The organism is Stenotrophomonas sp. YJH_SMC_79 (genome assembly GCF_059367995.1).
In genome coordinates, this window is the sequence record NZ_JCAFRK010000003.1 from 287,415 (window position 1) to 306,685 (window position 19,271).

Genomic DNA, 19,271 nt, shown 5'->3' on the forward strand with positions numbered 1-19,271 from the left:
TCGGCGGAACGGCCGTCGGAAGAAGAGGCAGCTTGGTAGAGCGCCTTCGTGCAATCGCGTCCTCGGGCATCGAGAAGGCTGTGTATGCCCTGGCGAAAAGGCTGCCGTCTAGGAAGAAATCTCCAGACAGTTACGAAATGTCCAACGCATCTTGGGTCGAAGCAGCTTGTGCGGATAGACCAGACTGAAATACTTCTTCATCAGTCTATTGGAGTTGAGCCTCCAGGTAGCAGCGCACGGCCTCAAGGTCCTCAATGTGCCCATTGCACATCAGCTTGATCGCGGGCGCGCCGCAGAAGACGTCTGCCGCATTGTCGCGGTGGATCCACGAATTAGCCTGTTCGGGACTACGAAAGATAGTGTGGAGCGCACGATAGATCGAGATGATATGGCCAATGCGCATAAGCACAAGTTCATCAACCAAGTTTTCCGTGTCGTCCCAGCTCTGTGGAAGCTGCGACAGCGCCAGCATCTGGCGCTGCTCACTCTCGCCCAGAGACCAAGACTCGGCGATTCGACTGAACGTCCGAACTGCGGCGCCCTTCAGATCGCTAGGCTGTTCACTCGCAGACTCGGGCACGGCTCAACTCCTCAGTTGACCTTTCATAAGGGTACGCTGCCGGACTAGCAATCACCACTGACCGAAAAGACTATCGGGCTCTGACCCCATCAAAAAGACGTGCGGTCAACGCCCAACGACCTTTGCGCTCCAGTCCGTGGATGCTGATCACCACGCTGTCCCTGATCTCTGCCAGGAAGCTGAAACCAAACTCATCCAGTTCGACCTCAGCTTGTCCCTCAATCGAATCGACCGCTATTGGCTTCTTATCCTCACTGTTCCAAACCGCGGAGTCCCAGTCAGGAGCGACGAAGCTAGCATTCACAGTGGCTTGGCACCTGCCAAAGCCGATGTACTGGCTGTCTTCCCCACTGATTCGGTAGAGGGACGAAACGGACAACTCGCTGACTCGCAGGACTCGCAGGATCTCCAAAAGCACATCATCCGAGTCTTCGGCCTCTACATCCGTATGGATCAAGGCATCCTCGAGCGGCACAACGAAAATCTCAGTGTCTCGCTCCAGCAGTTCGACCATCGCAGGACCTTCCGGTGCGATCCCCAGCGCGTCGAAGAGTTGAGGCATGGCCTTCACTTGAGTGAGGTGCTCGCCCTGATCACAAGCTTGAGTGAAATCTCCATCACTTGACCAGATGATCAGCGGTCTGTCCGAACTGACATCTGCGGTGATTGCGGCGAAGATGAAGGCGTCGGGAAACTGATCCTTCTTCACCTGGGCGCTGAACAATCCAGTGCCGCGTGTGTAGTGTGCCAGGACGTCGCTTGGCCTCACGCTGTCAATACTTCGGATCTCGGCCCGCATGCGTTGAGTGAGCTGAAAATTCACGGATGCCAGATGTCTGGAAAAGAACGAAGCACGCATCTCGTCCTTGTCCATAACAGGGAGCTCCAAGCCCAGTAGCTGCTTGGCTGCTTGGCTCAGATCAGGCTTGCTCAGGGGCTCGAGTCTTTCCACATCAGAGTTTCCGAAGCGCTTGGCTACTTCGGTTATTGTCAAGTCAGTGGAGACAACTTTGACGATCCCATGCTCTACAAGCTCTTCCAATGTCGACGCCTCAGCTCGCTTAAAGCGGGGCCCCCAACTGATCCAGATGTTGGCGTCAACAAACACTCGATGCGGATAGTTTGGCATGCAGTGCCCAGGGGGTTCGACGGAAATGATGCTGACGTCCAGGCTGTCGTGCAAGCCCACCACGTCGAAGGTTAACCTATTGAAACAGAGCACCAATCGAGTGCGATTTGCACCGCGCGCGAAGGCGACACTCCCCGCCCACTAGGCGGCTGCCGGTGCTTAATCCTCGAGTCTGGACTTCCTCCTACCTGCTGAAGAATATCTTTCTGTCCGCTTCATCGTGGAGGGCGTGCCTTGCGATGTGGGAGTTCGCCGGCGGAACTGCGCTGGAGAACAGGCGGAACGGCAGGTCATCGATAGATATCTCCGCTACTATCGCGCTGAAGTCCTTCTCGTAGCAATCCTGAAGAACCTTTAGGTTCGTCGATGGGAAGCTGTTCTTGAACTCCTTGTTGTACTCGGGCATGAAGTAGCGAATGAGCGAAGCTTCATATAGCGTTATCCGCTCCTGCTCGTTAGTGTCGTGAAGCTTGGCGATGCCTGCCCTAATTCTCGCGCCATCATCATCTCTGTTTTTTGCAAACGGATTGAAGACGGTAAAGAGCTGGCCGTTAGGGAACGTCTTCAGCAGCAGAAGTGTGAGCTTGTGAGTGGCTGGTATCCCCTTAAGGGAGATCTTCTGTAGCGTTTCGTGCTTCAGTAGTCGATCGAGTGCATTGCGAGAGCCGTCTGTGCCATATGCCTGGCCGATGTACTTGACCTCGAAGTCGATCACTTTGCTAATGTCGCTAAGCCTGGACTGGAGGTACTCTGGATCAACCTGATACCTCTCACCCGAGGGGGAAAGCACGATGTACTCGCCTTCTGCTTCAACCAGTGTCCAGTCGTCAGGGCAGTGGAGCGGAACCTCATAGGTCTTGCCCAAAACAGTCATGTAGAAGGTGAGCTTTCCTCCCTCGAGCTTTGCGTCATCCAGGGAGATCTTGGGTACAAGACCGATCAAGTAGATGTGGCAATCCTGAATAAGCTCCATCATTGGAGCAAGCAGTTCCTGATCGTAAATTGTCTCCGCCGGCAGGGTGCAATAGCCATTCGCGTACAGTCCTAGGGCATGCTCAACCTCGAACATTGCCTCACCAAGACGTTCCTTCAGATCCTTCTGCATAGCCAGTCCGCGTAGGTTGATTGTTGGCCGATAGTTGGCCCCAAATGGCTCAGAGTCAAGGGAGCGTTGCGGGGCAAAGGCCGACTTGAATTTTGGCTAGCCCCGGCCCCGCGGTCCGTTTGGTTGCGCCTCCGAGCGACTCGTCATCGCGACGCAGCGCTATCACCCTGGGGCGGCCCCTATCGACGAGTTGGACGCTTGGAACGACGGCTCACCAATCGCGTGAACCTGAAGCTCGAGGAAAAGTAGGTCTGCCCCCTTTTACGGAAGCGATCAGCTCGCTCCTGATCTCGAAAGTCAAAGATGACGTAGCCTTCAGCGAGGAGCCTTGCATTGGTCCTGCCGGCAATGGTCTGGTAGCCGTCGATGTTTGCTGCGAGCCCGCGCAGCATGCTGTACGCGTCCGATGCCTCCTTGGTGCTGAGTTCTTTGCGGAGGGTGGCTTTGATCTTGTACATTCAATCTGATCTCTCTTGACTGAGGAAGAGCGGTCTTTCCCGCTCGTCCCTCATTTACAAGATCAGAAAAATTCCATACCGCAGATGGATTAACCCATTCCATCAGGAGGCTTTGACCTGCACTGAGGTTGAGGTCGCAGAATGGCGATTCCCTCAACCTGGTTCTCAGTATGAACAGCAACAACCAAGTACCGTCTTCCTATGGCATGGTCCGCCTCAGCAATCCGGAGGGTCTGTACGACCCGCGCCCCAACGGCTACTCCCATGTGGCAGAAGTGTCCTTGCCAGCGCGACTGATCCATGTAGCCGGACAAGGCGGCGAGGATGCTTCTGGAGCTCTTTCGAGCAACTTCGAGGATCAGGTCATTCAGGCGCTTTCGAATCTCAGGACCGCTCTTGAGTCGGCCAATGCCAGCCTCAATGACGTGGCTCGGATTAGAGTTCTTGTAGTGGATCACGACCAGAATCGGTTGGGCGTAGTGGCCAACCAGATGCTCGCGCATTGGTCAGATCGAGCGGCGCCGGCGTGTACCTTGATCCCTGTTCCTCGCCTTGCCCTTGATGGCATGCTCTTTGAAATAGAGGCGGAGGCATATGTCGCCTAGGAGATAGGCGGTACAAAGATCTAGCGGCCTACGTTGCCTGAGGGCTCATCCACTTGCCATAAAGTTCAGCAGCGACTAGCCGATAGACGTTGTCGAGCTGGAACGCTCTGCTCTCCCTAAGGACGGGGCAAGGCTCACCTAACTTACTAGCGGTGAACTTACACTGATGAATGCAACCGGTTATAAGAAAGAAATCGCCAGGATTCTTGAATCGCTCCGCGTCAAAGAGGCGGAGGGGAGTGACAGGTCCTCTGGTGCCTCGCTGTACGCTGCGCACTATACGAGGTTACTTACACCGAAGTTCATGCTGGAGAAGTCCGGCACGAACAAGATGAGACAGTTCGATGGCGATTACATGAACGATCCGGAGGAAGGTCGCTATCTTGTAGACGTAATGATCGACGTCGCTGAGTCGTGTCCCCACGATCTCAAGTCCGAGTTCGTGAGTAGGCTTGCCGCTCTTCGGGATGCACCTTTGCTCTACTCAGCTTACGGACGCGCCACTTTCTTGTCATGCTGGACGCGTGTCGAGATCAAGGCAGGTACGGAGAGCGAGAAGGACTCTCTGGATCACTGGAGGTTCTACGGCGATGATGGCAGGGGTTCGTGCATCATGGTGCCCATGGAACACTTGCGGACGATCTTCCCTAATCAACTGTATGACGTGACGTATGGGTCCGATCCGCGTGGTGGAGGTAAAGCTGCGGCTGACCGGCCTGTCAGTCAGTTTAGGAAGGCGCTGGCGGATCTTATTAAGAATTTGCCTAAGACCAAGGCACGTGCGATGGAGCAGCTCGAAGATGTGATCAAGGCGACCCATCCCTTGCTGTTCCTCTTCAAGTCCTCTCATTACGCAGCCGAGAAGGAGATTCGAACGATCGTCCATACGGATGGCTACGGGACTGCGGACCACGTCTTCTTTGACACCAGGGAGCCCGCAAGAGCTTACGTCGAAAGCCCCGAGGGCCTGATTAGTGATGACGCAATCCTGTTCTACGGGCCCAAGGCTAGCCCGCACTGCGCTATTGAAGCTCTTGGCTTGGCCCACAATCACAATCTTCGGCTTAAGGCGTTCTCAAGTACCAAGCCCTATCGGTAGTGTTTGCTGAACCGGAGTTCCCGATCTTGAATCTGAGCACAACCGCTTCAGTGTAAACATTCCCTTGGATCCCCAAGAGAGCCTGTTCTCTTGGGGATCGCTGAACGTGCTAACTCAGCTTCAGAGCTTTCTTTGACATGCCGACCAACATATCGTGCGATTTGATCTTCCGTGCCATGAAGGGGGCACGGAACTGGCCGAATGGCAGAGAAGTCAGCCCGTCCTTTCGACCGAGTGAGACGATCATGAGCTTGCCCGCTCCTTGGCCGGGCATCGCCGGCTTGTAGGGCTTCAAGGTCACTTTGGATTGGCTGTCGGTGGCCACCAACTTCTTCAGGTTGGCAACGACAGACTTCACATGCAGTCCGGCGATGATGGCCAATCGGTTCTCAGGCGTATTTGCTACGTCGCCCACAGCGAACACGGTTGGGTGGTCGACTACGCGCAGGTAGTTGTCTACCTTTGGGGATGACACTCACAGCAGAAGGTGTGGAGTCGGAGGAGCAAGCCAAGTTTGTTCGATGCCTGGTTCCAACAGCGATCGGTCAAGGTTGGCTGCTGGGTCGCCCTTGCAGTGCGGACCAGCACTTGGGGTTGGAAGAGAAGCGGCACGAGCCGTCCTGCCTCTGCTTCACGGAAATGGACTTGGGCTAGGTTGCCGTTCGACAAAAGTTGAGTTAGATCATTGGAAGATGTATGCCGGAATCGATCAAAACAGACCGCCTGGTTAGGCGGGCAGGCGGCAAGCCGCTCTATATGATCCTTGCTGGAGTTTTCTCGCAATCTATCGCGAGCGGCTACTACCCTGTGGGGAGGACGTTGCCGTCAGAGAAGGAACTGACTGTCATTCACGGTGTGAGCAGGCAAACGGTAAGGCAAGCCATCGCAGTGCTGAAGCGGCAAGGCTTGGTATCTTCCCGGCCGGGGATTGGCTCGATCGTCCTCCCGTCACCTCAAGGCCCAGAGCTCTTCCGTCCAATCACTCGCGGAGCGGATCTGATGGAATGTTTGGCGGCAACAGAGCTACATCGGGTTTCCCACGAGAGGGTTCAATCGAACGAGGAGCTCTCTAGGCTGCTGGAATGCCGGCGCGGCACTCAGCTTTCTGAGGCCTGTTTCCTAAGGAAGCGCCCATCGAAAGCACTGGCAATTTGCGTCCTGCGAGCCTATGTTCCCGTCAAGTTTGCCGCCGCGCAGCTGACTCCGCCTGTCGCATCTGGGCCGCTGTTCCGAAACATAGAGAGGATGTTCGGGGAGCAGATCACTGAGGTGAGGCAGGACGTGACCGCTGCCACTCTGGATCGAAGCAGTGCTGAGTTGCTTCAGGCAGCGCCCGGGGACGCAGCCCTACGGGTTGTTCGCTTTTACTTCGCCAATGAGCGCCCCATCCAGATCGCGGTCAGCATCTACCCGAGTAGCCGGTTCCGCCAGAGCATCAACTTCACGCTGGATTCCACGGACCGCGGCGACGCGTGTCCCGGTCGTGGCGAGGGGCAAGACTAGGCTGATTTTGGTCTAGGTGGCACATAATTTGCATACCGTTACTGGGTGCGGGGATAGGGCACAGATTGCGGACATGTCTTGGACTTGTGAGGCGTGACGGTCGAATGCGCTTGCCCTCAAGGCGGGGGAGCTCCATCTAGAAGGGGCAACACCTCGCAACCATGCATTCCCGCGTATGACACAGGTGCCTTGCGGGAGAAGTGGGACCGGAAGGCGGGGCTGAGTTCTTGCTCAATGCGATCTATGCGGGTCTACTCGTTGGTCCGTCGAGTCGCAGAGGGCATCGACCTAGGTATGTGAGAGATCTTAGGGGGGCTTGGTGGATGTGTAACATCCAATCTGGGGTGGGCCAAGACCCAAGGGAACGTCAGGTCCAAGGATGGATAGGACGCGATCTGCCTAAGTGACCTTTCAGGCTTGGTTCGATCTGGGGCGGTGTGTGGCCTGGTCAGGCGCCAGGTTCGCCTCTGGAGAGCGGGCGCGCCTTCCGGTAGTGCTGTGGGGTTTGCTCTGGAGTAGATGGAACGGAGGCCATGCACGTCGCTTCAGTGGCGACCTGCGGCCCCTCACGCCGGGGTCCGTATCGCACCCGGTGCTGAGCGTTTGAGCCAATGCGATGCAGCACCACAACCTGTTGACGCAACCAATGATCGATACCAATCCACTGGGCAGCTATGGCCCGCATGACGACTACATCCTTCTTCGAGAGTACTTGATAGAAGGTGGAACAATTGCGGCGATGTTGGGCATAGTCGCAGATGTTGAGGCCGAGCTGCATTCGGAGCTCGCAGCTACCGACAGAGCCGAAACCAAACGCATGCTCGACCTGGCGGGCATGCTGCGCTACGGACTTTGCACAGCCGACGTCCCCGCCCTCGATAGCGAGCTGGACAAGTTGCGTAATGCGGCCATTGCTAGCGTTGCCAGAGCGGAGCTGGCTGGCAATCAAGTCGAAGATGCTGCTGTCAGGGTGATTGCCGCATTGGAGAAGCTGACCTCCAGCTCTCAGGTGATCGTCATTAGTACGTCGGCGAGGCTTCGCGGATCGCTCACCCGCGCCTTCCCTTGGCTCGGAGGTCTTTTGAAGGCTGTCAATGGCCGTCGCCAGAGCGTGGTCACGGTAGATCGCGCCATGATGGCTGCCGACATCGCGCGGACCGTGAGCCAGGGGGCCGGTACAACGCTGGTCGCCCTGCGCAGCCTCTTGGACTCGCGGTTCGATCGACAAACGCGCATCCCCCCCTATCTGGAGACAATGCAGATTGCTGAGGGCAAGACTCCGGCCTATATCGACGGTCTTGATGAGTTCGCCGACGCGGCTGGACTGGACTGGAATCAGTTGATCACCGCGCTCGATAAGGAGCAGCCAAAGCTCCAAGTTTGGGAGAATGAGTTCAGGCGGACTCTGGAATCAGCGTACGCCTCTGTACGTCCTTGCTTGTTGGGCGACTCCGAATTCTGGCGCAAGCGCCTCCGGCCCAAGATGTATCCCGAAGCCCTGGCATGACCTGCTCCTGCCCCCTCAATCGTGAGTGGGGCTCATCGCCACAATTATCATCCGTACCAGCCAGGTACGACTCCACAATCAAGGAAAGTACACATGACCGGGTCTGAGAAGGTCGACGCGCCTTGCGCCGCCTGCCAGCGCGACACCAAGCACGACATCGTTCGGGAGTACGTGGAAAAGGGGGATGTTCCTGATGACATCGCACTGAGCTGGACTCATGAGTTCCAGATCATCCAATGCAGGGGCTGCTCGCACGTTTCCTTCCGCATGGCTAAGGGAACCAACGACGACGTCCAGCGTCAGGATGATGGTGAATGGGACTATGTCCCGCAAGTCAGCATCTTCCCAGCTCCTTTTGCTGGACGCACCGCAGTGGAAGGCGATGAGCTTTTGCCGCCCAAGATTCAGCGGATCTACGCCGAAACGTTGGCCGCCCTGAATGGCGGACTCCAGGTGCTTTGCGGTATTGGCATCAGGGCTGTCATTGAGACGGTCTGCGCGGACCAGAGTGCGCCTGGCAGAAATCTTGCCGAGAAGATTGATGGACTGGTTGCGCTGAACGTCATGACTCCCGATGGCGCGAAGATCCTGCACAACCTTCGCACCATGGGCAATAGCGCAGCGCATGAAGTTCTCCCGCACTCCTTGGCGGAACTCAATCTGGCGTTTGATGTTGTCAACCACACCCTCCTTGGGGTCTACATTCTGCCTATTCATGCAACAAGGAAATTCAAGGCGAAGTAGGCTGGCCGGCTGGAGGCCGATCGAGCTCACTAGCCCTGTTCTTTGCAGGGCTAGTGGTTCAGCGCATGACTCTCAACCTAGTTTCCAGACCCGCCAATCGTGTTGAATGGCCCGAGAGCTGCCGATGACCAGTCCTTCCTCTCAACCCAAACGCATTCTGGTGGTCGAAGACGATCGTGACAGTGCTGAAGTCATGGACGCGTACCTGCGGCGCGATGGCTTTCTGGTAGCTATCGCCGCTGATGGCGAGCACTCGCTCCGTTCCGTAGCACCTATCGCTATCTCAGCCGGGTGAGGACGGAAAGTGCATTGATTGATGCAATGCACTAGCGAGAATGCACCGCATTCGATCGGCTCGAAGGCCTGATTGATCAAAGCCTTCAGTAGACGGATCTCTTGCCGCTCCGGCGGCCTGCGGATTAAAGTTTCCGAAGCAGGTGTCGCCTGCCGCCGGCAGGTGGAATGCGTCGTCGAGGCACTCGGCCCTGATGCAGACTCCTCAAGATTCGGAGCGGGCGGAGGTTAAGCCCAATTGGCGAGACCCAACTGTCCCTCGGATGAAGCGGTCCTTGGGATAGCCGCACCGGTCTCCCCTAGCACCCTTGGCCAAATTTCTAATGGGCCGTCGGCGGGGTTATCATGAGCCAGTGGCCAATGGACGTCTTGGCTGGCTCGCGTGGCCCGAGGCAGCAAGCAGTCCATAAGGTGACGACTAGGGCGCAACTGGCTTCGTTGCGCTTTAGCTCTCTCTGCATCGTAGTCTGGAACTCTGCCCGATCACGGCGCTGAATATTTACCTCTACGGATACCAACATGGAAGCAGATACCGGAGTCCTTGAAATTGCTGATCGAATCAAGGATGAGCTAAGCAAGGAGGAGCCTGATCGACTGCTGGTGGCTCAATTGAGTCATCGGCTGTTGGACTTGGACAGCGCGAGAGTCCGCTTTACCGTGGACGCCACCCACGTTCAAAGGCTTGGGCGTGAACTAGTCGCAAAGCAGGAGACCGCACTGGCTGAGCTAGTGAAGAACTCCTTCGACGCGGACGCTTGCCTCGTCTTGATCAACATTGCGCCTCCAGGCAAAGCGAATGCCGGGGAGATAGAAATCATTGACGATGGCGTCGGAATGTCGCTGGACGATCTTCGAAATGGCTGGATGCGGCTATCCACCGATTCAAAGGTCGACAAAAGCCAGTCGCCACTCTATGGCCGCCTACGCGCTGGGCGAAAAGGAATCGGACGCTTTGCGGTCGAGCGTCTCGGCAGACGCCTAGTCCTTACAACCGGGCAAGAGGGCAACAGCGTCGGCTACAGAATTTCCTTCCATTGGGACGAGCAGTTCACACGCGGCCAGGAGCTGACATTTGTCACCAATAGCGTAGAGGAATACGAGAAGAAGCTAGAAGAAAAGGGGACGACGCTTCGAATCCTTGATCTGCGCGACAGCTGGACGGCCGCCTCCATAAGGATGGCATGGAAGATGCTGTTTCAGCTTCAGTCCCCCGTTCTCGGTCAAGAGGTTGTGGGAGCCGATGGCTCCGCGAAGGACCCGGGTTTTCAGGTGTTCATTGACTCCATGGACGCTCGCGGTGCGAAAACCTCGCTGTCTTTGGAGGCGGAGTTTGAGAATTTGGCGATCGCCAATGTTGAGGCGGAACTCCAAGACGACGGAACGGTAACTCTCACGCTCGACTCAACCAAACTCAATCATCACGAGAAAGAAACCCTTAACCTGCCGAGCTTGGCTGGCCTAGGGCCGGTGCATCTCAAAGCTCATTATTTGATATTTAACAAGAGTGCCATGCCAGGCGCGGACGTGAAGAGCGCCACCAACCTGGCTCGGGAGCTTGGAGGCATCAAGCTCTATCGCAATGGATTCAGAGTATCACCATACGGCGACCAGGGCGATGATTGGCTGAGCCTGGCAAGCGAGAGCGCCCGTCGCGTCGTGCTCGTGCCAGCGAACAACCACAACTTTGCTGGCCAAGTTCACGTCACTTCCAAAGGCAACCCCGGTCTCGAGGAAACGGCGAGCCGCGAAGGGCTACTTGAAGGGCCTGCATACGAGAAGCTGGTTGAGTTCGTTCACTCATCTCTCATTTGGTTTGCCAAGCGGGTTGGCTCCGTTCGAGAAAGGAAAGTGCTGGCCGGCCAGAAGGATTTTGGGCAGAGGAAGAAAGACTCTCTGCACTCTCGGGTAACGGAGATTGCCAATCGCCTTCGTCAAGCCAAGAGCCAAGTCGAGTCAGAGTCAGCTATCGACGAGATCCTTTCGGTTGCTATCGAGTACGAACAGCAAGTTGAGGGCGAACGCGCTGAAACGTTGAAGTATGAGGCGATGCTCAGGGTGTTGGCCTCGTTGGGTCTATCAATCGCTGTTTTCTCCCATGAGGTTTCCGCCTCAACCGCCTCTCTTGAAGCAGCCGTGGATGGCTTGGCTTCGCTCATTGACGAAGCCGGCGAGCCGCTTCGATCAGAGGCGAGAAACGAGCTGGCACAGGTCAAAGACGGCAGTGGGCGTATTGCGGAACTTGGTGGGTATCTGGGTAACCTGACTACTCAGAGTGAATCTCGGAAGCTACGGACGCTCGTGGTAAGTACCGTGTGCGAGACTTTTAACTCACAATTTGAGAGCTATGCGGCAGGTAGGGGCGTCAAGCTCGACGTTCCCAAGATGAATCCACTGCTTCGCACGTGCCCAATGCATCGAAGTGAGTTCGACTCGATCCTCTTCAATTTTTTCTCTAATTCGATGAAGGCGATCAAACGTGCAAGGCCTGCGCATCCCAGAATACTCGTGGACGCGTTTGAAGAGAAACGATTTATCGTCCTGCGCTTTCAGGATACCGGCGACGGCATCAAGGATATGCATAAGGACAGAATCTTCGATGCCTTCTTCACGACCTCCGGATCGGATGAGGAAGAGGGATCTGGAACCGGACTCGGTCTGCGGATCGTGAGCGACATTGCTCAGTCATACGGGGGAAGTGTCACGTTGGCAGATCCTGACCCCGAGTTCACCACGGCCTTTGAGTTCCGCTTGCTTAAATTTGACCCAGCTAAACACACACTTTGAAGGGATTTGATATGAAAGGAATCTACGTTGATGACCAGCCCAGAGAGGCTAGGATCATCTCCCAACGACTGATGAGCGATGGTGTCTCTATTGATGTGATGGAGCCGTCGGAGGATCTGCTTGCGCTCGCGACCAGCATTGCCGACGCGCGTCCAGACTTTGTACTCCTAGACTACCGACTTGATCAGTTCATCGTTTCCGGCTCGAATACCTCAGTCGGGTACAGGGCAGCGCCGTTGGCTCAACAGTTGCGTGATCGTACCGATGAGCCCTCGACTGCTGAATTTCCTATTGTCCTGATATCTTCTGAAGATAAGATCAGGAAGCTGTTCCGACCGGAAAAAACTGCTCACGATCTATTCGATTGGAAGCTTATCAAGACCAAGGTGGGTGACGCTGAGCGCTCTCCCAGTGTCATCTTGGGTCTGTCACGAGGGTATTCACACTTGAAGAGTCTTGAAGGTAATTTCAGGGATCTTTCCGTCTTCGGTCTCGTCGAAGAACAGGAATTCCTCGTCGACCATCAGGAGCTTCAGCATGCACTGGAGCAAGCTGAGTACGTACATGTTGCCGCAAGGTACTTACTGACCTTCGTGATCAAGCGGCAGGGTATTCTCTTGGATCGCCGTAATCTCCATGCTCGCCTGGGTATCAGCTCAGCCAGCGAAGGCATCGCGGAAATTGAGGCACTCTTCGATGCTGAAAGGTACGACGGCGTGTTCTCGGAATGTCGCGACCTGTGGTGGACGGAGCTGTTTGAGGCGCGCTTCCGGGAGTACTTTCAGGTTTCAACGAACATGATTTCTGCTTCGGATCGGGCAGCTCGTCTCAGTGAAAAGGTCGGCGTCCTCGTCACCGGTGCTGCCGACACTTGGGACGGTAGCAAAGGCTTCTATCCGTCCTTCGCTTGCGCCTGCTGCGGTGAGCCGACTGCCCTCAACCATTCGGTCGCTTGCTTTGACAGCAGATTGCCGAGTTTCGTTCAGAGGCTTCGCGTCTGCTACCGGTGCGTGCAGCAGGACAAGATCCAAGAGGAACGAAGTGCCCATGAAGATGACCACCATCTTCAGGTTGACGCGAAGGAGCTGATCATTGCAGATATGCTTAGAAGCCACCAACTCGTGCCGGGGGAAGCATGATTCCCACCGCAGTGGACATGGCAGCCGCTGTCAGGGCCAACGGCAGCAAGCTCATCGAGCACGGAATCTTGGCCGAGAGTTCTTGGTTGGCAGTCAATTCGCTTTACGCAGATCTTAGGCGCCAGAAGGACAATGAAGCATGGAAGCTAACTGTTCCCCGTGAGTATGCCTTCCATTTCAATATTGTCCAGAACGAGAAGAAAATTCAGTTCAGACCCGTTGTCTCTGTCAAGGGGATCGATACTGATCCGCAGGATGAGAATATCTTCAAGAACCTAGATATATCGCTTCAGGTGAGCTGCATCAAGTCCTTACACCATGCCCGTTGGCATTTCGACAAAGCCAATGAGGAGAAGGGCATTTTCCAGGCGGGTCCTCTCTTTCATATGCAGTTCGGTGGCCACAGCTCTGATCAGGGTGAAGACTTTTGGCTCAAGGAGCCAAGATGGGCTCATGCACCAATGGACCTCATTCTTCTACTCGAGGCAGTTACAGCCAATTTTTTCACTGACAAGTGGCTCACTTCAGTGCGAAGCGATCCGACTTGGTGCGCATATGTCACCAAGTCAGAGAAGCTGTGCTTGAGTGCGTACATCGAAAAGGTTAGCAAGGCCATACAGATCAGCAGCGACACCGTCCTGAGCGCGCTCTGGGCAACCCCGAAGACCTAGACCAAGACGCTTCTGCGACTCCCAGGCATGCGCAGCCTGCGTAATGCCTCCAAGTCCCGCCTTAGCGTTGATACTAGCGCTGCGCTGTATCGATTTCCGATGTAACGTCTCACATACCCATCGGCCAAGTCCATGGCACACCGGTTATCGCCGCGTTTCAGCGCGGCGTCGATGAGCGCAAAGACCTTTGCGGTGTGGGCGGATGCGACGGCCTTCGGCCACGGAATTCGGATTTTTCCAACGTCCCTGGGCTCATGCTTAAGTACACCAGATCCATACGACCTGCCAGTCATCTCTGCATGAAGCTGGGCGTAACTACACTGCAAGGTGATTGCAATCTGTTTGCGTTGAGTCGCAGTGACATCGTCCGCGAAGAAGATCTTATGAACGGTATTGGTGCAGTGGATCTTTTGCGGGTTTAGCACCAGTTTTGGGCCCAGATCGCGCATGACAGGCCAGAAGGCATGTGGGACTTGAGCAAGATTGGTCTGATGCCAGCACCTCCGCTTACGAAAGGTGCTGTTGCCGAGGATGCGATCCTTGGGATACTTGTCAAGGTAGCGCTTTATCGCATCAGGAATTCTGTCATCTTCACTGTAGGAAAGCAGAAAGAACGACAATCCAGCCTCAGCTGCCAATCGCAGCTGAGGCTTTCCGAAGCTAAGCCCAGCGGCCATTCCGCCTTTGGCAAAGACGGGCTGGAGATCACCCACATCGATTCCTTCCTCCTCGGCTCGTTGCCTTGAGAAGAGGAAGTACGGGTTGTCACCGGTCACAGCACCAATGCGGGCGGTGAGAAGCTTTTCCAGCTCTACGGTAGGGACTGCGTCCATCTCCCCAACCTGCTTGAACGGTCGAGCTGCATGCGTTGCTTTAAGGGCTGTTGGCGCCACGACGCCCCAGCTTTTAAGCTGGTCGGCAAGATCGGCAACAGTTTCGACACTACGCTCATCTAGGAAGCATCCCTTCGGATCTCGAAAACCCTCAGCCACTAGGACAACGGACTCCTCGGCAACACCCGCAGGGGTAAAGAGACGCTCATGGACGTGGAATAGGGCGGCTGCGCTAAATTCTCGCCGGAGAACATCCTTGAGATGCCCAGCGTAATTGGCCCGCAGAATGCTGCCAGGCAGAACCCAAGCAACGCGCCCGCCAGGCTCGAGGAAGTTCAGGGCGTGGAGCACGAAGTAAGCCCACAAGCTGGCCCGCGCCGATAGCCCTGGCCACTCTGAACCGTTGATCGTAGCTTGATACCTAGCCCTGTTTTCCCCCAGTGCTTGGTAGGAAACATAGGGCGGGTTGCCGAGCGCAACGTTGAAACGTGCTCCTTCCCATGTCTGGCCGGGCCGGGTATCTAGGAAGTCTACATGAGGGAAATGCTGCGCTGAAGAGTCAGTGCCAAAGGCCTCTCTAAGATATCCAAAGGCCGCCTTGTCCACGTCACAGCCGTGAATGAAGTCATGAGGACTGTTCTGACCAAGATGAACGAGCCTATTCTTGGCAGCCATCAAGAATCCGCATCCGCCAAAGCCTGGTTCAAGCACGCGGTCAGTCGCGGAACCAATCGCCCATTCTGCCACCACCGCGCTGAGGTGATCTGGAGTGTAGTAGGCACCAAGGGCGCGTCGGCGAGCTCGCTCTGCTTCTCCAGCCACGGAGGGATCTCCGATATCAGTGCCGATTGCGTCGTCCAATGTCACTCAATAACTCCTTCATCAAGCATGTCAGCAATCGCCCTCAGGAGAGTAGCCGTAGTCTTTCGCCTCCCTTCAGAGGCCTCTATCACTGCCTTCATCAGCGTGGCAGGGATACCCGGGTTTGGTCCACGCGCCTGTTCTCTCACAAATTCATGAATTTTAGTGAAAGAGTCTGTCCAGCGCGGGGGATTGGTGCTCAATGCGCGCCAAGCTGAAGACTCACTCGTCCCCGCATAATAACCCAATCGCTTCGCAGTCAAGTTATTTTGCTGTACGTATGCGAGAATTTGGCGAAGTGCACCTGAGGCGTCTTCGCCGCCTGTCGCCGGTCTTCTTCCGCGAGCCATCGTGGGCATCTAGGTAATTAGTGAATTAGTGATGAGAGTGTCATTCATTTAATGATCTGGTTCAAGTGCGCTTCGCGACGAAGTCCTAAAGCTGGCATGGGACTCAAGCTTCGAATGGCCTTTGCTCGCCCGAGAGTGCTGGGCCGCTTGCCTGGCAAGAGACACGGAGCCACACGGAGCCCAAGGTTGTGTCAATGGCTTTGAAGGCCTCTTGATGCTTCGCTCTCAGCGGTATCACCGAAGAGCGCGTCCGCAACTCCAAACCACGTCGGTGCGCCGCTTTAGACTCAATGCAGCGTTTCATTCGGCGTACCACTGCCGCGTGCACCGTCTTTAAGTGCAGCTCGCGCGTTGACGTGGTTGCCGCGATGCCAACATCAGTTCATTCCTCAGGCCACCGCGCGGATCGGCCTGGATCACGACACCAGTTTGCGCGTCACGTGCATGACTGATGGGCGACTGAAAAAGGCTATTAGAGCCGGGTCTCCTGCAGATGCGCTGGTGCTTGAGGGCTTGGCGGCAGGCTTCTTAGGTGAGGCCAGTGACCGCCGATACCTTCAGCGAGTCGGCTCCCGCTGCCTGACGGCGCATCTCCACACTAAGCGGGTGCCCGGTAGCGATAACTTCTGAGAGAACTCAACCTTGGGCCAGATACGTCAAGTTCGATCAGGGGCCGAGACCTGATGTTAGATGCGATTGGGCGTAGCGAAGCTGCCCTGCGTACTCTGGTCAGGTATCCCAATTTGCGCACGCTTGCGCCCCGTTCGGCCGCCTGCGCGCCGGCAACTTGGCTGTCTACACACTAGACAGGGCGGGGGAGGAGGCAGGATAGTCCTCGACAGGCCCTGGGGACTGTGCTGTGAGCATACTCAACGTTCTGGTGCGACCTGACCAGCTGGTCGTGGCCGTGGATACCCTCGCGGTAGACGCTTTGAGTGGTCGGCCCTCAGAAGGCGCCAAGGTCCTTCTGATCCCTCAGCACAATCTGGTCCTGGCGACCCGGGGATCGGCTCAATTCTTCTTGAGAATATATGAATTGGCGCTCCAGGCTAGCTTCCGCGCGGACTTCACCCTTGAGCGGCTCATGGCTGAATTGGGCTTGGTGATGGACCAGCTTTGGCCAAATTTTCAGAGGGCAGTGTCTGAGGCTGGTCTCCCGATTGAGCACTTGGGGAGCGAGATAGTCTTGGGCGGCTGGTCCCCCATTGCGGGGCGAATGATGGTCACGGCCTATGCCAAAACCGACAGTCAAACCCCAGCCATAGTGCAGCCCGTCACCGGGCAGCTGGCTTCGCCGGGCGAGCCAATCCAGAACATAGCTCCGAGCATGGCACAGGCCGATCTCTTGGCTGCGGGTAGGTTACAGCTCGCTTTCCTTCATCAAGGCCAAAGTAGTCCAAAGGGGCGCAATCGAATGCTTGCTGCTGTGTTGAGGCAAGGCCAAGCGGTAATGCACGATCTGGGGCCGATTTAGGGCCTGCGCCGGGCCATGGAGCCACGGTCGCTCAGTTCAGTCTGCTCGATGCCGGCGACCAAGATCCAATAGAATCTCCCAACAGTCCGTACCCTGGCGATGGGTCGGCTCCGATCAAACTGGGGAAGGCAGAAATGGCGCCGGATCGACATCCATACGGCTTGGGCATCCCCGACATGATGACCTTTGCGACTGACAACTATGGTCACTATGTTGACAGCGCCCTGGCAGCTTTAAGCCAAGCCAATCTGCTGATGGCTCAAGAAGACCTTGTTAGTCGGTATGCGCGTTTGCCGCGTGCCGCTGAACTCCAGTTGGACATGGTTTCTGTCGCCCAGCGGCTTCAAGAGCGCTACGACCTAGAGACAAAGAGCTCAGCCCTCCTCGATCTGGCCGGTCGGCACGGCACTGACGTGGCAAGCGATGCACTGTGGTCAGCTTCTCGCGTAAGCGTGTATGAGCGGGCCATTGACAATCTGGTTAACGCCATCCGTGAGGAGCAGCAACTTGATCGGCTTGGCTTGGTTGACTACACGTGGGGGCTGATCGAGAGCTACATCGGCGGCGGGCGCGACGCGCGACGTCTGGCGCAGAATATTGCTGGTCCCGCAGATCCTGCAGCAGCTCTGCAAGGCCTATACGACCGCGCCAGCTCGTACGCAGAGTACTCAGCCGAGTTCTTAAGGGAAGTTCAGGAGGAAGTGTTCTCCTACGATCAGATCGATCTGGACATCGATGAGGAAACAGAAGATCTAGATGCAGCATCGGCAAAGAGCAAAGCACTTGAGAGCACCGTCGCCAAGCTAAGTTGCTTGCCGAAGGAGCCAAGTCATCCGCTGTCAAGTGAAAGGATTGCTCTAATATCTGTTTGCCTGGCCTTGGTCTTTGGTCTGGCTGATCAGCTCAAGTGGTACCTGGATGTGCTGGAGAAGCGACGGGAAGCTGCAGAGTCGGTACTGGAGCAGGAAGTGATTGCCGAGCGTCACCGAGAGGCGATGGAGTCGGCCGCACGCCTGAATCGTACGATGGAGGTCCTTGTTGCGCAGGCGCTCAGCCAAGGCATATCCGTCGTTAGACGTCCAGTGGCCGTCAGGTCGAGGCCTGGAGGTGGACTAGTGCTCGGAACTGTGTACCCGAACCAGCAAGTGGAAATTACGGGTAAGCATTCGCGCTGGCTCAAGGTCCATTTGCGAGATCACATTGAGGGGCGAGAGATTGAGGGCTGGGTTCTAAAGCAGTATCTGAGCCCTATGAATAAGGCTGCGGAGCTTGGTGCGGCTGCAGAGCCTGAGCGCAATAGCCGCTAGGACGAAGGCAAAGGCCCGGCGTGGATGAGCCAGCCCAGCATCTGCCTTCATGTGCAGTCCAAACAAGCCGCATGCTAAGGCCGATCCATGCATGTGATGAGTGTTGTCCCAGCCGAAAGGACACGACCTTTCGGCCTGTAGGTTCTACACCGCAGGCGGCACTTGCACGGCAACAATTCCTAAAGTGTGCTTGGCTAGCTAGCAGTTGATCTTTCAAAGCCACTGTTGCTTGCGGGTGTTCCCCACTGGCGGATGAATTCCTCTTGTGCACGTGTTTCCACTGCTCCTGGGCGCACTGCGCGCACCATTGCAACTGCGCTACCGGCGCTCGGGGCTGTGCGAGTATCCAAGAGAAGAAGCGCAGCAACCGTGCCAGCGCGACCGAGGCCACCTTTGCAGTGGACTACCAGCCGTCGCCCGTCGAGCAACTCATCGCAAAGTGCGGGGCCAAGAGTCTTCCAAGGTACAAGGAAGCGCTCATCGGGAGCCGCACCATCGGTGATTGGAAGCCCGTGCCATTGCAGTCCCTGCTGGGAGGCGCGCTCGGGCAACCGCTGTATGCGTAGCTCCTCAAACTCCCAGGATTCGATCAGAGTGATCAGATGGGCAGCGCCCCATGCCTTGATAGCCGCGAGGTCGGTGTCCAGATCCCTGGCCCAAGAGCCGGTCATGGCAATATCTTGGAACTTGCCTGGCGCAAAGGTAACACCGACCCCTCCGCCTCTTTGCCCGATGGGGATCTCTGCGATGAGGAGGGGGTGAGACTGGCTTGTTCTGATCACGAGGTATCTCTAAAGCCGAGCGGAGATTCGTCTAATAGCACCAGAT

General features: G+C 56.3%; 16 protein-coding genes and 1 pseudogene. 10 read left to right on the plus strand and 7 right to left on the minus strand.

The window, feature by feature from the left end:
• Nucleotides 1-205: 205 nt before the first annotated feature.
• From AC5P57_RS12340 to AC5P57_RS12355, 4 genes are all read right to left on the minus strand, one after another.
• Nucleotides 206-580, minus strand: coding sequence for an antitoxin Xre/MbcA/ParS toxin-binding domain-containing protein (locus tag AC5P57_RS12340; protein ID WP_262091087.1), 375 nt, complete (start codon nucleotides 578-580; stop codon nucleotides 206-208).
• Between the two features lie 70 nt (nucleotides 581-650).
• Complete coding sequence (locus AC5P57_RS12345; protein ID WP_262091088.1) at nucleotides 651-1,763, minus strand: PIN domain-containing protein; 1,113 nt, start codon at nucleotides 1,761-1,763, stop codon at nucleotides 651-653.
• Nucleotides 1,764-1,893: 130 nt separating this feature from the next.
• Nucleotides 1,894-2,814, minus strand: a complete 921-nt coding sequence (locus AC5P57_RS12350) for a hypothetical protein (RefSeq protein ID WP_262091089.1) — start codon at nucleotides 2,812-2,814, stop codon at nucleotides 1,894-1,896.
• Between the two features lie 179 nt (nucleotides 2,815-2,993).
• Complete coding sequence (locus AC5P57_RS12355) at nucleotides 2,994-3,272, minus strand: hypothetical protein (RefSeq protein ID WP_262091090.1); 279 nt, start codon at nucleotides 3,270-3,272, stop codon at nucleotides 2,994-2,996.
• Nucleotides 3,273-3,442: 170 nt separating this feature from the next.
• On the opposite strand from AC5P57_RS12355, the gene AC5P57_RS12360 reads away from it, so the two are divergent.
• Together AC5P57_RS12360 and AC5P57_RS12365 are read left to right on the plus strand one after the other, a co-directional pair.
• Nucleotides 3,443-3,877: a RidA family protein gene (locus AC5P57_RS12360; protein ID WP_235644720.1), complete on the plus strand. Its 435-nt coding sequence runs from the start codon at nucleotides 3,443-3,445 to the stop codon at nucleotides 3,875-3,877.
• A 166-nt stretch (nucleotides 3,878-4,043) separates the two neighbouring features.
• The gene (locus AC5P57_RS12365; RefSeq protein WP_235644718.1) at nucleotides 4,044-4,976 is read left to right on the plus strand and encodes a hypothetical protein; all 933 of its coding nucleotides are present in this window, start codon (nucleotides 4,044-4,046) and stop codon (nucleotides 4,974-4,976) included.
• A 109-nt stretch (nucleotides 4,977-5,085) separates the two neighbouring features.
• On the opposite strand, the gene AC5P57_RS12370 is transcribed toward AC5P57_RS12365, so the two are convergent.
• On the minus strand, nucleotides 5,086-5,358 hold the full coding sequence (locus tag AC5P57_RS12370; protein ID WP_262091091.1) for a hypothetical protein: 273 nt from the start codon (nucleotides 5,356-5,358) through the stop codon (nucleotides 5,086-5,088).
• Nucleotides 5,359-5,732: 374 nt separating this feature from the next.
• Here AC5P57_RS12370 and AC5P57_RS12375 point away from each other — a divergent pair, with 374 nt between their 5' ends.
• From AC5P57_RS12375 to AC5P57_RS12405, 7 genes and pseudogenes are all read left to right on the plus strand, one after another.
• Nucleotides 5,733-6,479 (plus strand): GntR family transcriptional regulator, encoded by a 747-nt coding sequence (locus AC5P57_RS12375; protein ID WP_262091137.1) that lies wholly within the window; start codon nucleotides 5,733-5,735, stop codon nucleotides 6,477-6,479.
• Between the two features lie 616 nt (nucleotides 6,480-7,095).
• On the plus strand, nucleotides 7,096-7,986 hold the full coding sequence (locus AC5P57_RS12380) for a hypothetical protein (RefSeq protein ID WP_495219593.1): 891 nt from the start codon (nucleotides 7,096-7,098) through the stop codon (nucleotides 7,984-7,986).
• A gap of 93 nt (nucleotides 7,987-8,079) precedes the next feature.
• A complete protein-coding gene (locus AC5P57_RS12385; protein ID WP_262091093.1) occupies nucleotides 8,080-8,730 on the plus strand; it encodes a DUF4145 domain-containing protein in 651 nt (216 codons plus the stop codon).
• 124 nt (nucleotides 8,731-8,854) lie between these two features.
• Nucleotides 8,855-8,992, plus strand: a pseudogene (locus AC5P57_RS12390) (DNA-binding response regulator); the annotation flags it as partial.
• A 551-nt stretch (nucleotides 8,993-9,543) separates the two neighbouring features.
• Nucleotides 9,544-11,808: an ATP-binding protein gene (locus AC5P57_RS12395; protein WP_495219594.1), complete on the plus strand. Its 2,265-nt coding sequence runs from the start codon at nucleotides 9,544-9,546 to the stop codon at nucleotides 11,806-11,808.
• A gap of 11 nt (nucleotides 11,809-11,819) precedes the next feature.
• The gene (locus AC5P57_RS12400) at nucleotides 11,820-12,947 is read left to right on the plus strand and encodes a response regulator (RefSeq protein WP_495219595.1); all 1,128 of its coding nucleotides are present in this window, start codon (nucleotides 11,820-11,822) and stop codon (nucleotides 12,945-12,947) included.
• A 17-nt stretch (nucleotides 12,948-12,964) separates the two neighbouring features.
• Nucleotides 12,965-13,618, plus strand: a complete 654-nt coding sequence (locus tag AC5P57_RS12405; RefSeq protein WP_262091096.1) for a hypothetical protein — start codon at nucleotides 12,965-12,967, stop codon at nucleotides 13,616-13,618.
• On the opposite strand, the gene AC5P57_RS12410 is transcribed toward AC5P57_RS12405, so the two are convergent.
• Entirely contained in the window at nucleotides 13,615-15,318 is a 1,704-nt protein-coding gene (locus AC5P57_RS12410) for an N-6 DNA methylase (RefSeq protein ID WP_262091097.1), read from the minus strand. The two genes, AC5P57_RS12405 and AC5P57_RS12410, sit on opposite strands and share 4 nt — an antisense overlap.
• A gap of 1,994 nt (nucleotides 15,319-17,312) precedes the next feature.
• Here AC5P57_RS12410 and AC5P57_RS12415 point away from each other — a divergent pair.
• The gene (locus AC5P57_RS12415; RefSeq protein ID WP_495219596.1) at nucleotides 17,313-18,443 is read left to right on the plus strand and encodes an SH3 domain-containing protein; all 1,131 of its coding nucleotides are present in this window, start codon (nucleotides 17,313-17,315) and stop codon (nucleotides 18,441-18,443) included.
• 194 nt (nucleotides 18,444-18,637) lie between these two features.
• Here AC5P57_RS12415 and AC5P57_RS12420 read toward each other — a convergent pair whose 3' ends face one another.
• Nucleotides 18,638-19,114, minus strand: coding sequence for a cyclin-dependent kinase inhibitor 3 family protein (locus AC5P57_RS12420; protein ID WP_235644646.1), 477 nt, complete (start codon nucleotides 19,112-19,114; stop codon nucleotides 18,638-18,640).
• Nucleotides 19,115-19,271 lie beyond the last annotated feature (157 nt).